This window comes from Nocardia concava NBRC 100430, from assembly GCF_000308815.1.
Classification (GTDB): domain Bacteria; phylum Actinomycetota; class Actinomycetes; order Mycobacteriales; family Mycobacteriaceae; genus Nocardia; species Nocardia concava.
The window spans coordinates 1-14,379 of the sequence record NZ_BAFX01000189.1 but is presented as its reverse complement, the minus strand read 5'-3'; the positions used below and the strand labels follow the sequence as shown (position 1 = coordinate 14,379).

The window sequence follows — 14,379 nt, the reverse complement described above, 5'->3', positions numbered from 1 at the left end:
TTCCCGACTTTCTGTGCGAAGCTGTCAGGGTGACGCGAGCATTCACGGGGACCTATCGCGGCACCACGACCGACGAGCGCAGGGAACAGCGCAGGCGGCGACTGCTCGACGCCGCGCTGGAGATCGTCGGGACGCAGGGGCTGGCCGCGCTGACGGTGCGCGGGGTGTGTGAACAGGCGAAGGTCGGGCCGCGCTTCTTCTACGAATCCTTCACGGACCTCGATGCTTTGGCGGCGGCCCTGTTGGACGAGGTGCAGGGCAAGGCGCTGGAGCAGGCGCGCACGGCTATGACCGACACCCCCGGCGGGCCCGAGGAGAAGCTTCGCGCCGGGGTGGCCGCGCTCATCATCGGCGTCACCGACGATCCCCGACGCGCCAATATCGCCTTCGCCCAGGCGTACGGCAGCGAGATGCTCATGCGCCGCCGGTTCGAGGGCATGCGTCAAGTGGCCCAACTCCTCATCGAACAGACGCGGGTGCTGCTCGACATCCCCGAGGGCGATGACACGGCCCTGACCGCGTTGGCGCAGTTGATCACCGGCGGCGCGGCGGAGCTGATCCTGGTGTGGCTCGACGGCGGCCTGAAGGTCGAGCGCCCGGTGCTGATCGACATCGTCGCGGACTACGTGGTGGCGATGGTGGACCGACTCCCGGGCATGACCGCCCAGCTGGACTGAGTACCCCGCCCGGCACTCCGCCTGGCCTTCTCCGCGCGGACTTCACCCCTCGTCATTCCGGCGCGATTTTGGCCGGAATCCACCCCGGCCGCTGTGGATCCCGGCCAAAGCATGCCGGGATGACGGGGACCGTAGTCATGGATCGCGGTGCCCCAACCCGCTGGCGACTATCTCCTCTACGACGATCCTGGCCGTCTCCACGCAGGCCGTGATGCCGCCGTTGGCGTACTCCTTGACCGCGTCACCCACGTTCCACAGATTCGCGATCGGGGTGTCGTGCGGCAGGTCGTAGCCCGCGACCGCGCGCTGGGGTGGCCAGTCATCGCGGGTGACGGCGATGGACAGGATGCGAGCCTGCTCGAAGCCCGGGATCTCCTCGCGCAGATCCTGCAGTACCAGTGCGGTTTCGGCCTCGGCGTCGAAGTCGCCGATCGAGGGTTTGGGTACACCGGTCCCGACGTAGAGATGCCAACCCTCCGGTGCCATCTCCGGGCAGGTCGCGGTGTAGTTGGCGACGTAGCACAGCCGCCGGGTGCGGGCGAAGCTGAGCAGGCCGGGCGCTTTGATCAGGGGTTCGCGGCTGGCGAAGTTGACCGAGATCATGGCGCAGGGCAGGTCTCGCTGCAGGACGTTGCCGACGTATGCGGACGGGAAGTGTTCGGGGCCAACGAGATCCAGCGTCGCCGAGGGGCCGATATCGCTGACCGCGAAAGCGCAAGTGACATCGACGGTTTCGCCGTCACGCCGGATGCGCGCCCCGGTGACGCGGTCGTTGTCGATGTGCAGCCGCTGCACCTCACTGTTCAACCAGACTTGTCCCCCATTGCGTTCCACGACGTCGGCGAGGGCCTTCCACAACCCGATGGTCCCCTCCGGGCAGAAGCCGAACTTCTTGAACGCGGCCTTGCGGGTGAAGTAGGTGAGGAACACCCGCGCGGGCAGCTCCTCCGAGCCGACCGCGAAGATGGATCCGCACATATTGCGGAAGATCCCTTGCACCGCATCGTTTTTGGTGTATCGGCGCACCCATTCGGCGGTGGACGGTTCCCGATCGTTCCCGTCGTCCTCGTGGGCCGCCGCGAGCGTTCGGGCCCCGTGGCGGGTCAGCTGTGAGATGAGCAGTCCCCAGCCGCCGGCATTGATGTCCACGTCGCGGCCGTTGATGCGGTAGAGAATCGGCGGATCCGCCGGGCGCACTTCGAATTTGGCGCCGACCTCCTCGAAGGTCTGTTCGGTGATGCCGCCGATCTCGACGACGACGGCGCCGGTATTGATGGTGAATCCGTCGAGCTCCTCGGTGGAGGCGCGGCCACCGACCTTATCCAGACGTTCGACCACCAGGGTGCGGTAGCCGTGGTGGGAGAGCCGGGCGGCCGCGCACAGCCCGCCCACCCCGGCTCCGACAACCAGTGCGTCCCAGACGTTCTCGCTCATGGCGAGCTCCTAGGCCAGGCTCAGCCCGCTGGATTGACCCCCGGCTGAGCGTCGGACATATCGGTAATACGACTCCAATTCTCTCGCACCTCATCCAGCGTCGGGACCGCACTGAACAAGACGGGCTTGTTCGCGAACAGCTGGACCCGGTGCACCGCACCGCCGCCGACCACGAAGGTCATGCCGGAATCCTCGTTGTCCTCGCTGACCAGGTAGGCCACGATCGGGGCGACCTGCGCGGGCGGCAGCTTCTCGAGGAACTCGGCCGAGGCGATGTCGGCGGTCATGCGGGTGGCGGCGATGGGGGCCACGGCATTGACCTTGATGTCGTACTTGCGGCCCTCGATGGCGAGGGTGTTCATCATGCCGACCAGTCCGAGCTTGGCGGCGCCGTAGTTGGCCTGGCCGAAGTTGCCGTAGAGGCCGGAGGTGGAGGTGATCATGACGATGCGGCCGAAACCCTGCTCGCGGAAGTGGCTCCAGGCGGCATGGGTGACATTGAACGAGCCGAACAGGTGCACGCGCTGAACGGCCTCGAAGGCCTCGGGGGTCATCTTGCCGAAGCTGGTGTCGCGCAGGATGCCGGCATTGTTGACCACGCCGTGCACCGCGCCGAAGTTGTCGAGCGCGGTCTTGATGAGCGCCTGCGCGCCCTCGACGGTGGCGACGCTGTCGTAGTTGGCGACCGCGGTGCCGCCCGCGGCGCGGATCTCCTCGACCACCGAGTCGGCCATATTGTGGCCGGAGCCGGAGCCGTCGCGCGCGCCGCCCAGGTCGTTGACCACGACCTGCGCGCCCTCGCGGGCCAGCAGCAGCGCGTACTCGCGGCCCAGACCGCCACCGGCTCCGGTGACGATGATGACGCGATCGGTTACACCAGGCATGAGCATCTCCTCGTTGAAATCTAAGTTCCTTTCGAAAAGTAGCAGTCGAAGTTTCGGGGTCGTGTGCTGCCCGCCACACTCGTCGCGGAACAGGCCAGTCGATAGGGTTGGTGTGATGACTCCGCATCTGCACCAGCGCTATCCCGAACTCGAGCGGACGCTGCCCCACATCCGTCTGGGCACCTCCCCGACGCCGGTGCGGCGGCTGGCGGCGCTGGATACGGTCGGGGCCGATATCTGGCTCAAGGACGACAGCGAGTTCGGCGACGGCGGCTGGGGCGGCAACAAGGTACGCAAGCTGGAATGGCTGCTGCCCGATGCGCTGCGGCGGGGGCGCTCCACCATCGTGACCGTGGGCGGGATCGGCACCAACTGGGGGCTGGCGACCGCGCTGTACGGGGGCGAGCAGGGACTGAAAACCGTTCTGGCACTGATCGATCAGCCCGAGGACGACCATGTGCGCGCGCAGTTGAAGCGGCTGCGGGACTCGGGGGCGGAGCTGCATTTCACCCACACCAAGGCGCGGACGGTGCCGACGGTGCTGTGGCTGCTGGCCCGGAATTTCGCCGGGGTGCGGCCGCCGTATTTTCTGCCCGCGGGCGGGTCGTCGGCGCTGGGTGCGCTCGGATATGTCGAGACGGCACTGGAATTGGCGGCGCAGGTCGAGGCGGGTGAGTTGCCCGAGCCGAGCCATATCGTGGTTCCGGTGGGGTCGGGCGGGACCGCGGCGGGACTGTCGCTCGGGTTGCGGTTGGCCGGGCTCTCGACGCGCGTGGTGGGTGTCGTGGTGAATGACACTCTGCGACTTGATGAACCGACCCTGGCGAAGCTGGCGGGCCGTAGCGAGCGGCTGTTGCGCAAGCGGGGTGCGCGTCTTCCCGAGAACCTGTCCCCCACAAGCAATCTCGAGATCGTGACCGAATATCTGGGACCGGGTTACGGTTATCCGATGCCGGAAGCCGCTACCGCGCAGGCACTCTCGGCGGATCGAGAGCATATGACGCTGGAGCCGGTCTATACCGCCAAGGCGATGGCGGCGCTGCTGGACATGAACGCGCACGGCCGGTTCGGCGACGGTCCGGTGGTGTATCTCAATACCAACGGGCCGCGCTGAATCCGGCCATCTTCATGCGTCCCGTTACGCGGTGGCGAGCTTGGCGGCCAGGAAGTCTTCCCAGGTCCGTTCGCCCACAGCGTGATCCGGGGTCAGGTTCGCGCCCTGCGCGTAGATGCGCGAGGCCTTGCCCGGGGCCTTCACGGTGAAGACCGGGCGGTGCTTGCCGAGCGCCTCCAGGTAGCTGCGCTCCAGCTCCTTCATGGTGTAGATCTTGGGCCCGCCGATCTCCTCGACGTAGCCCGCGGGCTCGCCCAGGGTCAGTTCCACCAGACGCGCTGCGACCTCGGCGGTTTCGATGGGCTGGAACCGGAAGTCGAATGCCGGGACCACCGGCATCTTGCCCATCGCCTGCACCATGGTGAACAGCAGATCGTGGAACTGCGTGGCCCGCAACGTGGTCCACGGCAGACCCGAATTCTCCACCATCAGTTCGGCGTCCCGCTTGCTGGCCATGTAGGACATGGTCTGGCGATCGATGAAGCTGCGCACCGGCACCCGGTCGGCGCCCACCACCGAGATGTAGATCAGATGCGGGAAAAGCTCCGCGGCCTTGATGGCGTCGACCAGGATCTGTGCCTTCTCGCCGTCACCCTTCATCTCTCCCGCCAAGTGCAGCACGGTATCCACGCCCGCCACCGCCTCCGCGATGCCCGCACCGGTCTGCAGGTCGCCGGCGACGTATTCGATCCCGTCGGCATCGGTGCGCGCGGTTCGGCTCAACACCCGCACAGTCACACCGGCCTCGCGCAGCAGCGGGGTGACCAGCTTGCCCAGGGTGCCCGTGCCGCCGGTGACCAGAACCATCTTCGCCATGATGACCATCTCCTTCGTCGATGTCCCGACGCCCTCGTTCGGTGGCGTCCTGCCCAGTTGACGAAGCGACCCCGCCGGGTGTGACACGGTGTGAGCGGGCCCACATGATCGTCGCGTCGTACCCTGATTTCATGCCCGATACCCGTTCCGCCGAGCAGCTCGACCGCCTGCTGGAACTGGTCGCCGGACGCCGCCTGGCCGTCCTCACCGGGGCGGGCATCTCCACCGACAGCGGCATTCCCGACTACCGCAGCCCGGACGCACCGCCGCGGAATCCGATGACCTATCAGCAGTTCGTCGGGGATCCGGTTTTCCGGCAACGGTATTGGGCTCGCAACCACATCGGCTGGCGGCGGATGGATGCGGCGCGGCCGAATCCGGCGCATCGTGCACTGTCCCGGCTCGAACGCGCGGGCGTCGTCACCGGCTTGATCACTCAGAACGTCGATCTGCTCCACACCAAGGCGGGGCACCGCCGGGTCGTCGACCTGCACGGCATCTATGCCCGGGTCACCTGCCTGTCCTGTGGGGCGCTCACGTCTCGGATGTCACTGGCCGACCGGCTCGAGGCCGCCAATCCCGGCTTCGCCGAATCGTTCCCTCTCGACGGCCTGGAAGTCGCTCCGGACGCCGACGCTGTGGTCACCGACACTGCCTCCTTCCGCATGGTCGACTGCCTGGAGTGCGGCGGTCTGCTGAAACCCGACATCGTCTACTTCGGCGAATCCGTCCCCAAGCCACGCGTGGCAACCGCCTACGACCTGGTGGACTCGGCCGACGCCCTCTTGGTGGTCGGCTCCTCCCTGACTGTCATGTCCGGCCTGCGCTTCGCCCGCCACACCGCCAAATCCGGCCGCCCCGTCATCATCCTGAACCGCGGCCGCACCCGCGCCGACGACCTCGCCGCCCTCACTCTCGACACCGGCTGCGCCCCGGTCCTCACCACCCTCGCGGACGCCTTGTCCCCCAACTGATGCCGAGCGGCACATGTTTCGAGGGACGTTCTGCCCTTGGGCCGGGCCGCAGCAGCAGCCAGGCTTGACAGTGCCCGATGGCCGAATCGCCATGTGGAACACGATGTTTGGAGATGGACATGAAGCCGTTGTCGGAATCGCTGATGGATCTCGCGGCCCAGGTGAAGCGCTTCGAGGAGTCGTCCGCCGCCGCGCGGGAGAAGGGCAGCGCCGAGTTCAAGGCGCGCCGTGAAGAGCTGGCGGCCACCGCCAAGCGCGAAGGGAGCGAATTCGAGAAGACCGCGGCGGATCTGCGCGAGACCGCGCAGACGTGGTGGTCGGAGACCAGGGAGGCGCTCGAGCACCAGATCTCGGTGATGCGAGCCGATTTCGAGAAGTGGCAGGCCGAGATCAAGGCCCAGCGCACCGAGAGCACCGCCAAGCCCGCCGTAACCGCCGTTCCGCCCGCCGAGCCGGCGTCCAAGAACTGATCGGCCACGATGGTCGCTCGAGCGGTAGCCTGTCCCGACGCTATACGAATGGAGAGTGCCGAATGACTACCGCCGAGCGAAACCACTTCCCGGCCTGGTTCGATCGCTTCCAGTCCAGGTACATGAATCCGGTGGTCCGCAAGCTCGGTCCTTACCTGCCGGGTTTCGCCGTCATCGAGCACCGCGGCCGCAAGTCCGGACGCGCATTCTCCACCCCGGTCAACGCTTTCCGCGCCAACGGCACCCTGTACGTGGCCATGGGTCACGGCCGCACCGACTGGATCAAGAACATCCTCGCCGCCGGCGAAGCCGAGACCATCTACGCCTTCCGCACCTACCGCCTCACCAACCCCCGCGTCATCCCCCGCGGCGAGGCGGACCCGAGCCTTCCCCGCCTCGTTCGAATCATGGCCCGCCGCCTGCCGCTTTTCGCCGCCGACACCGAGTAGCCGGCGGAGTTATCCGGAACCGGTGGATTCCGGGTCCAGGGCGAGGGCGGAGCGGCCACCGTCGACGGGGATGGTGGCGCCGTTGATGAATCCGGCATTCGCGGACAGCAGGAATTCGACGGCGGCGGCGACCTCGTCGACGGTGGCGACGCGGCCCAGGGGATGCAGCACCGCCATCTGGTGTTCGACCGCTGCCGCGGCCGAGACTTCCAGCGACGCCAGGTATTCGCCGTAACGCTCGGTCGCGACGGACCCAGGCGCGACGGCGTTCACCCGAATCCCGCGACCGCCGTATTCCACCGCCAACGCCCGGGTCAGTCCCTCGATCGCCGCCTTCGCCGTGCTGTAGGGCAGCGCACCCGGCACGGCCCGGCGAGCCTGGTGGGAACTGAGATTCACGATCGCACCGGCCGACCCCGACGCCAGAAACCGGCGCATGGCCACACCGCACCCGACCACGACCGGCCGCAGGTTCGCGTCGATGAGTTCCAGTACCCGCTCGGGTCCGGCCTCATCCAATGCCGCATCCCGGAACACCGCCGCATTGTTCACCCACCCGGCCAAATTCCCGGCCCGCTCCGCACAATCAGCCGCCCGCTCGGCGATCTCCTCCGCTGCGGCATCCCCCACCACAACTTCCACCAAGCCCGAACCCCAGCAAAGGTTCCCGGCATCGCGCTCGACAACGACAACCGCGTGCCCACCCCGCAGCAGTCTCTCGACCACCGCCCTGCCGATCCCCCGCCCGCCTCCGGTAACCACATACGATCGCGCCATCATTCGATGCTAGGCATCGGATCTCATGGCGCGCCGAAACAGGACGGGACTGAGGAGACCGCAATCACTCGAGGACAGCGTCGAGTCGGTCCAAGTATCGGGCGACGGAGTCGAGGGTGACCAGACCGGTTCCGGCCCCGGCGAGTTCGGCGATCGCGGGAGTCAGACGGTCACGCACTCGGCGCAGGGTGTCGGGTTCGGCGAGTTCGAGAGCGGCGTGGGCCAGCAGGGCGAGGCGTAGTTCGAGTAAGAGGTCGCCGGGCGGGGCCGGGGCAGCGAGCAGGGCGGTGCGGGCCACTTCCCGGTCGCCGCGAGCCAGCAGGAGCAGGGGTGCGACCCATGGCTCGTGCGGACCCCAGTCGGTGAGTGGTTCCGCGGCAATGGGCTTGCCGTGGCGGAGGCTCAGGCAGAGCAGGGCGAGCGGGAACAGGCCATGGTTGAGGCCGGGCATGGCCGAGCCGGGGTGAGCCGCGGACACCGAGCGGTAGGCGGCCGCCGCTTCGTCGTACGAGGCGGATATCGACGTGCGCAGGGCGGCGTACCAAGCGGTGAAGAACGGGACCAGGGGCAGGCCGTACTTGTCGGCGAGGGCGTCGACCGCCTTCGCGTGTATGTCGGCGGTGGCGAAATCCGCTGTGGCGCTGAGAGCTTGGATGCGGATCAGATGGCCCAGGACTTCGAAGGTGACCAGATTATCGACCTGGGACAGGCTGATCAGCTCCGCGCCGATGGCGGCTCGCTCGGGAGCCAGGCCCGCACGGTGGAAGGTTTGCATGAACCGCGCGTTGAGGGTGAGGGCGCGCAGGGCCGAGTTGTCCAACTGGGCGGCAAGGGTTTCCGCCTCGTCCAGGGCCGCGCGGGCACGGGCCGGGTCGGCGGCGCGCAGCTCCAAAGCGATCGTGGTCAGTAGGCGGCAACGCAGTTCGACGTCGGCGGCGGGGAGGTCGCGCAGGGCCTGCTCGGCGGCTGCGACCACGGCGCGGACCAGGGCCGGATCGTCGGGGTCGGTCCATACCGAGGGCACGTCGAAAGCGACGATCACGCGCGCGGTGAGTTCGGGGTCGCCGAGGCGTTCGGCGGTCCGGATGGCTTCGGCGCGGCGGGTTCCGGCTTCCGGGAGGCGGCCGGTGATGGCGAGGGCTCGGACCAGGCCCATGGTGGCTTCCAGTCCCGATCGGGTGTCACCGGCTCGGTCGTAGGCGGCCACCGCGTCCGCCCACAGCCGGGCGGCCTCGTGCGGCGCGAAGGCTTTTTCGGCGGCCAATGCGGCTGCACGCGAGCATTTTCCGGCTCGTGGTGCGGTCGCGCGAGTCGCGGCGCGGACGAAATGATATGCCAGCAAGGCGGAGTCGGCGGTTCCGGCGGCCTCCAGCAGGGTGCCGACTCGCGCATGCCAGGCGGATCGGCGAGGCGCTGGAATGTCTCGATAGACGACGTCGCGGACCAGTGCGTGTGCGAAAGCCACACCTGTCGAGCCGGATTCGTCCAGGAACCCGGCCCGCAAGGCCGCCGCCACCGCCGCGTCCGCCAACTCCGCATCCCCGGACAGCTCCACCAGCAGCTCGAAGTCGACCTCGCCCCCGATCACCGCGGCCTGCTGCAACACCACCCGCTCCGCCTCCGCCAGCCGCTCCAGCCGGTGCCGCACCACATCCCGCACCCCGACCGGCACCGCCTCGAGCCCGGCCTCCCCCTCCTCGGCCCACAACCGCGCCAGCTCCCGCGTGTAGAACGGATTCCCTTGCCCCCGAGCATGAATTCGCCGCACCGCGTCCGAACCGATCTCGGTTCCCACGAGATCGCGAACCAACTCCCCCGCATCGTCGGTTCCCAGCCCACCCAGCTGAATCCGCACCGGTTCCGCGCGCGCCAACCGGGCCAACGCCCCGGCCAGCCCGGCCTCCACATCGGTGCCGCGATAGGTGCCGACCAACAACACCGGCCCCGCCACCGGCGTCGTCGCCAATGCCGTCAGCAGTTCGAGCGTTTCCTCCTCCGCCCAATGCAGATCATCGAACACCACCAACACCGGTCCGCCCCGCGCCACCTCCCCGAGGAATTCGACCGCGGCCCGCTGCGAATGAAACCGCCCCACAGCCGGATCCGCCCCCTGGCTCTCGGCGACAGGTTCCGCCACCGGCAGGTCGCCGCGCGCGGCCGACAGCGCGGACGTAATGCGGGCCCACGGCCAGTTGGGCGGTGCGCTCGGATCCGCCGGACTGGGTCCCCAGGCAACGGACCATCCGCCCTGTGCGAGCTCACTCGAAAGTGCCTGGACTAGAGCGGTTTTCCCCACGCCCTCGATCCCGGAGATCAACACCGGTTCGGATCGTCCGCTCGCCGCCACCCGTGCCGCGGCGGCTTTCAACAGCGTCAACTCGTCGACGCGGCCGATGAAGGTGTCGCGGGCGGCCGACGGCCCGGCTTCCGCGATGGTCGAATCGATACGCCTGGTCACTGCCAGGTGCGGGGCCTGAGCGAGGATGTCGGACTCGAGTTGGCGGAGGTCCGGGCCGGGGTCTACGCCGAGGTCGTCGCGGAGATGGCTGCGGATGGTTCGAATCGCCGCCAGGGCGTCGGCTTGGCGGCCGGCGCGGTAGAGGGCCAAAGCCAGGGTGTGCCAGGCGGGTTCGTGCAGGGGGTGGGCGTCGAGGTGAGGTTCGAGGGCGGCCACGGCTTCGGTGTGGCGGGAGAGGTCGGTCAGGGCGCGGGCGCGCTGCTCTGTTGCGCGGGAACGGAGTTCGTCGAGGCGGGTGATCTCGGCGCGAGCCCAGCTGGCGTCGGCGAATTCGGCGTAGGCTGGGCCTTGCCAGAGCGACAGTGCGGCACCGAGATTCGCCAGGGCCGCGACCGGGTCGGTGGGCAGGCGGTGGCCCGCGTCCGAGACCAGGGTTTCAAAGCGGTTGGCGTCGAGCTGTTCCGGGGTGATGCGGAGGGCGTAGCCGGGTGCGGCGGTGACCAGGAGTTTCGCCGGTTGCCGGGGTTCGCGGGCCGGTTCGAGGATGCGGCGCAGGTCCGAGACGAACGTCTGGAGGGTGCCGGTCGGGTCGCGCGGCGGTGTTTCCCAGAGGTCGTCGATGAGTGTCGGGACCGGGACCACGCGGCCGAGGGCGACCAGTAGCCGGGCGAGCAGGGCTCGGTGCCGCGGGCCTTTGAGGGCCAGCGGTCCGTGCTCGTTCTCGGCCCGCAAGGAGCCCAGGACCTCGAAGGTCACCACGTCGATCGACTCTATCGGCTGCCCCGCTGACTCAGCACTGAGCGGTTGCTGACCACTCTCGTCCAGGCTCGTTCCGTACCGAAGATCTCCAGGAAAGGGACCACCATGACCCCGCGCATTCCCGGTTTCGACTACCAGCGCGTCACCGTCGCCGACGGTGTCACCCTCAACGCGGCGGTGGCCGGATCCGGCAGCCCCATCGTGCTGCTGCACGGCTTCCCACAGACCCATCTCATGTGGCGGCACGTGGCGGCGGATCTGGCCGCCGATCACACCGTCATCTGCCCGGACCTGCGCGGCTACGGCGACAGTGACAAGCCGTTCGACGCCGATGGCGAGGTGTACTCCAAGCGCACCATGGGCAACGATGTCGTCGCGCTGGCAAAGGCTTTCGGGCACGACCGTTTCGCCCTGGCCGGGCACGACCGCGGCGTGCTGGTCGGCTTCCGCACCGCCCTCGACCACCCGGACAACGTCAGCCACTTCCTCGCCCTGGATGTGCTGCCGACCCTCGACATGTGGGATGTCATGGGCGGGCTCACCGGGGTCGTCGGCTTCCATCTCTTCCTGATGGCCCAACCGGTCGGTCTGCCCGAGCAGATGATCGGCGCGATCCCCGACGAATTCTTCGGCCACTTCCTCGATATCTGGACCCGGAATCCGGAGGCCATCCCCGCCGAGATCCGCGAGGTGTACCTGAAGGCCAGCCGCGAGGCCATTCCCTCGATCGTCGCCGACTACCGGGCCTCAGCGAATATCGACGTCCAGCACGACCGCGTCGACCGTGCGGCGGGCTCGATCCTGCGCATGCCGGTGACCGCGATGGCGCAGGACTGGGGCGCCGAGCTCGGCTTCGACGCCGAGGCCCTGTGGCGTGCATGGGCTCCCGACCTGCACCATGAGCTCATCGCCAGCGGGCATTTCATGGCCGAGGAGGCCCCGGGCGAGATCATCCGGGCGATGCGGGAACTGTTGAAGCGCTAGCGGTTTCGGTGGTCCCGGCCGATATCAGGCCCGCCTACCCGCGCACCTCGAACCGCCGCACCATCGCGACCAGGGCCGCCCGCAGGGTTTCCGGATCGTCGGTGTCCGCGCCGAGGATCATCCGGACCACCTGCGGCGCGGCGAACCACCAGGCCGCGAGCGCCGCGACGGCGTAGAGGAGATAGCCGGGCGCGACATCACCGGTGAGGGTGCCCGCGCGCTGGGCCTCGGCCAGGGCCGCGACCTTCTCCGCGTAATGCGAGGCCCGCGCGGATTCGGCGGGTAGCTCGCCCTCCTGCGGTTGCAGCCCTTCCCAGTACATCAACCGCAGGAACTGGGGATGACTGCGATGGAAGTCGAAGACATGCCCGGCGTATTCGGCCAGGTCCCCGGCCTTGTCCGCGGTCAGCGGGCTGGCGGCGGCCAGCTGCTCGAGCTGATCGGTGAGCACGGCCTCGAACAGGCCGCGCTTATCGCCGAAGTACTGGTAGATGCGTTCCTTGTTGATGCCGGCGCGGGCCGCGATGGCGTTCACCCGGGCGCCGTCGGGTCCGCGTTCGGCGAACTCGTGGACCGCCGCCTCGAGCAGCAGTCGTCTGGTCCTCTCGGTATCCCACGCCATGGGGTCCATCCAACCATCTCCAACCGCACGGTTGCGGATCGGCTCGCGCCTGTGGCAAACTCCAACCACACGGTTGCAACCATTCGGTTGCGAATTCGGTCGAAAGCACGAAAGCAGGAGGTGGCGAGATGCCCGAGTTGCGCTCCCGCACGGTCACGCACGGACGGAACATGGCCGGGGCCCGCGCCCTCATGCGGGCCAGCGGGGTCCCGTCGGCGGATATCGGCCGCAAGCCGGTGGTGGCGATCGCCAACAGCTTCACGGAGTTCGTGCCGGGTCACACCCATCTGGCACCGGTCGGCCGGATGGTGTCCGAGGCGGTCCGCGAGGCGGGCGGCATCGCGCGCGAGTTCAATACGATTGCCGTGGACGATGGAATCGCCATGGGGCACAGCGGAATGCTGTACTCGCTGCCGTCACGGGACCTGATCGCGGATTCGATCGAGTACATGGTCAACGCGCACTGCGCCGACGCGCTGGTGTGCATCTCCAACTGCGACAAGATCACTCCCGGCATGCTGATGGCCGCCATGCGGCTCAATATCCCGACGGTCTTCGTCTCGGGCGGGCCGATGGAGGGCGGGACGGCGGTGCTGGTCGACGGCACCGTGCGCAGCCGCCTGGATCTCATCGTGACGATGTCGGAGGCGGTGTCCCCCGACGTCTCCGACGAGGACATGGCGCTCATCGAGGAGAACGCCTGCCCGACCTGCGGCTCGTGCGCGGGCATGTTCACCGCGAACTCCATGAACTGCCTGACCGAGGCACTGGGCCTGGCCCTGCCCGGCAATGGCACGACCCTGGCCACCCACACCGCGCGCGCCGAGCTGTATCAGGCGGCGGGTCGCACCGTCATGGATATCGCCCGCCGCTACTACGACGAGGACGATGCGTCGGTCCTGCCCCGGAATATCGCCTCCCGCAAGGCCTTCGACAATGCGATGGCCCTGGACCTGGCCATGGGCGGCTCCACCAACACGGTGCTGCACCTGCTGGCCGCCGCGCAGGAGGCCGGGCTGGACTACGACCTGACCGATATCGAGAAGATGTCACTGCAGGTGCCTTGCCTGTGCAAGGTGGCGCCGAACGGCACCTACCTGATCGAGGACGTGCACCGCGCGGGCGGCATCCCCGCCCTGCTGGGTGAGCTGAACCGGGCCGGGCTGCTGCATCGCGATGTGCATGCGGTGCAGGCGGATTCGCTGGACGGGTGGCTGGCCGAATGGGATGTCCGCGCCGCCGAGCCCTCCGCCACGGCTCTGGAACTCTTCCACGCCGCACCGGGCGGCAAGCGCTCGGCGAAGGCGTTCTCCCAGTCCGAACGCTGGCATGACCTGGACGTGGATGCCGCCGAGGGGTGCATCCGCGATGTGGCCCATGCGCATTCGAAGGACGGCGGGCTGGCCGTGCTGCGCGGCAACCTGTCCGTCGACGGCGCGGTGGTGAAGTCCGCGGGCGTGGCCGCGCATATGCACACCTTCACCGGCCCGGCGGTCGTGGTGGAGTCCCAGGAGGAGGCGGTCGAGGCCATCCTCTCCAAGCGGGTCAAGTCCGGCGACGTCCTCGTGATCCGCTACGAGGGCCCGCGTGGCGGCCCGGGAATGCAGGAAATGCTGTACCCCACTTCGTATCTGAAGGGTCTCGGCCTGGCCGGGGAGTGCGCGCTGATCACCGACGGCCGCTTCTCGGGTGGCTCGTCGGGGTGCTCGATCGGGCACATCTCCCCCGAGGCGGCCGCGGGCGGCACGATCGCCCTGGTCGAGGACGGCGATTCGATCACCATCGACATCCCGTCGCGCACCCTGACCCTGCACGTCGCCGACGATGAACTGGCCGCTCGCAGAAGGGAACTGGAGGCCAACGGCGGCTACCGGCCTCGCAACCGTGATCGCCAGGTGTCGCTGGCGTTGAAAACCTATGCGCTGCTCGCCACGTCCGCCGATCGCGGTGCGGTGCGTGAT

13 protein-coding genes are annotated in these 14,379 nt (G+C 68.4%); 7 read left to right on the top strand and 6 right to left on the bottom strand.

What is annotated here, in order from left to right:
• Positions 1-29 precede the first annotated feature (29 nt).
• On the top strand, positions 30-677 hold the full coding sequence (locus ON43_RS37000) for a TetR/AcrR family transcriptional regulator (RefSeq protein ID WP_040815268.1): 648 nt from the start codon (positions 30-32) through the stop codon (positions 675-677).
• Between the two features lie 135 nt (positions 678-812).
• Here ON43_RS37000 and ON43_RS36995 read toward each other — a convergent pair whose 3' ends face one another.
• Positions 813-2,111: a phytoene desaturase family protein gene (locus tag ON43_RS36995; RefSeq protein ID WP_040815267.1), complete on the bottom strand. Its 1,299-nt coding sequence runs from the start codon at positions 2,109-2,111 to the stop codon at positions 813-815.
• 20 nt (positions 2,112-2,131) lie between these two features.
• Positions 2,132-2,995 carry an SDR family oxidoreductase gene (locus ON43_RS36990; RefSeq protein ID WP_040815289.1) on the bottom strand — a complete coding sequence of 288 codons (864 nt, stop codon included), beginning with the start codon at positions 2,993-2,995 and terminating at the stop codon, positions 2,132-2,134.
• Between the two features lie 115 nt (positions 2,996-3,110).
• Here ON43_RS36990 and ON43_RS36985 point away from each other — a divergent pair, with 115 nt between their 5' ends.
• Positions 3,111-4,109: a 1-aminocyclopropane-1-carboxylate deaminase/D-cysteine desulfhydrase gene (locus ON43_RS36985; RefSeq protein ID WP_040815265.1), complete on the top strand. Its 999-nt coding sequence runs from the start codon at positions 3,111-3,113 to the stop codon at positions 4,107-4,109.
• A gap of 24 nt (positions 4,110-4,133) precedes the next feature.
• Here ON43_RS36985 and ON43_RS36980 read toward each other — a convergent pair whose 3' ends face one another.
• On the bottom strand, positions 4,134-4,925 hold the full coding sequence (locus ON43_RS36980; RefSeq protein WP_040815287.1) for an SDR family oxidoreductase: 792 nt from the start codon (positions 4,923-4,925) through the stop codon (positions 4,134-4,136).
• A gap of 131 nt (positions 4,926-5,056) precedes the next feature.
• Between ON43_RS36980 and ON43_RS36975 the strand changes: the two genes are divergently transcribed.
• From ON43_RS36975 to ON43_RS36965, 3 genes are all read left to right on the top strand, one after another.
• The gene (locus ON43_RS36975) at positions 5,057-5,899 is read left to right on the top strand and encodes an NAD-dependent protein deacetylase (protein ID WP_040815285.1); all 843 of its coding nucleotides are present in this window, start codon (positions 5,057-5,059) and stop codon (positions 5,897-5,899) included.
• Positions 5,900-6,018: 119 nt separating this feature from the next.
• The gene (locus ON43_RS36970; RefSeq protein ID WP_157514335.1) at positions 6,019-6,369 is read left to right on the top strand and encodes a hypothetical protein; all 351 of its coding nucleotides are present in this window, start codon (positions 6,019-6,021) and stop codon (positions 6,367-6,369) included.
• 62 nt (positions 6,370-6,431) lie between these two features.
• On the top strand, positions 6,432-6,818 hold the full coding sequence (locus ON43_RS36965; RefSeq protein WP_040815255.1) for a nitroreductase family deazaflavin-dependent oxidoreductase: 387 nt from the start codon (positions 6,432-6,434) through the stop codon (positions 6,816-6,818).
• A gap of 9 nt (positions 6,819-6,827) precedes the next feature.
• On the opposite strand, the gene ON43_RS36960 is transcribed toward ON43_RS36965, so the two are convergent.
• Both ON43_RS36960 and ON43_RS36955 read right to left on the bottom strand, forming a co-directional pair.
• On the bottom strand, positions 6,828-7,595 hold the full coding sequence (locus ON43_RS36960) for an SDR family NAD(P)-dependent oxidoreductase (protein ID WP_218003476.1): 768 nt from the start codon (positions 7,593-7,595) through the stop codon (positions 6,828-6,830).
• Between the two features lie 64 nt (positions 7,596-7,659).
• Positions 7,660-10,812: an ATP-binding protein gene (locus ON43_RS36955; protein WP_051179771.1), complete on the bottom strand. Its 3,153-nt coding sequence runs from the start codon at positions 10,810-10,812 to the stop codon at positions 7,660-7,662.
• A gap of 105 nt (positions 10,813-10,917) precedes the next feature.
• Between ON43_RS36955 and ON43_RS36950 the strand changes: the two genes are divergently transcribed.
• On the top strand, positions 10,918-11,796 hold the full coding sequence (locus tag ON43_RS36950) for an alpha/beta fold hydrolase (RefSeq protein ID WP_040815252.1): 879 nt from the start codon (positions 10,918-10,920) through the stop codon (positions 11,794-11,796).
• A gap of 34 nt (positions 11,797-11,830) precedes the next feature.
• Here the strand turns inward: ON43_RS36950 and ON43_RS36945 are convergent, their stop codons facing one another.
• Complete coding sequence (locus ON43_RS36945) at positions 11,831-12,418, bottom strand: TetR/AcrR family transcriptional regulator (RefSeq protein ID WP_040815281.1); 588 nt, start codon at positions 12,416-12,418, stop codon at positions 11,831-11,833.
• 128 nt (positions 12,419-12,546) lie between these two features.
• On the opposite strand from ON43_RS36945, the gene ilvD reads away from it, so the two are divergent.
• Positions 12,547-14,379: dihydroxy-acid dehydratase (gene ilvD, locus ON43_RS36940; protein ID WP_040815250.1), on the top strand; the 1,833-nt coding region annotated here is incomplete at its 3' end.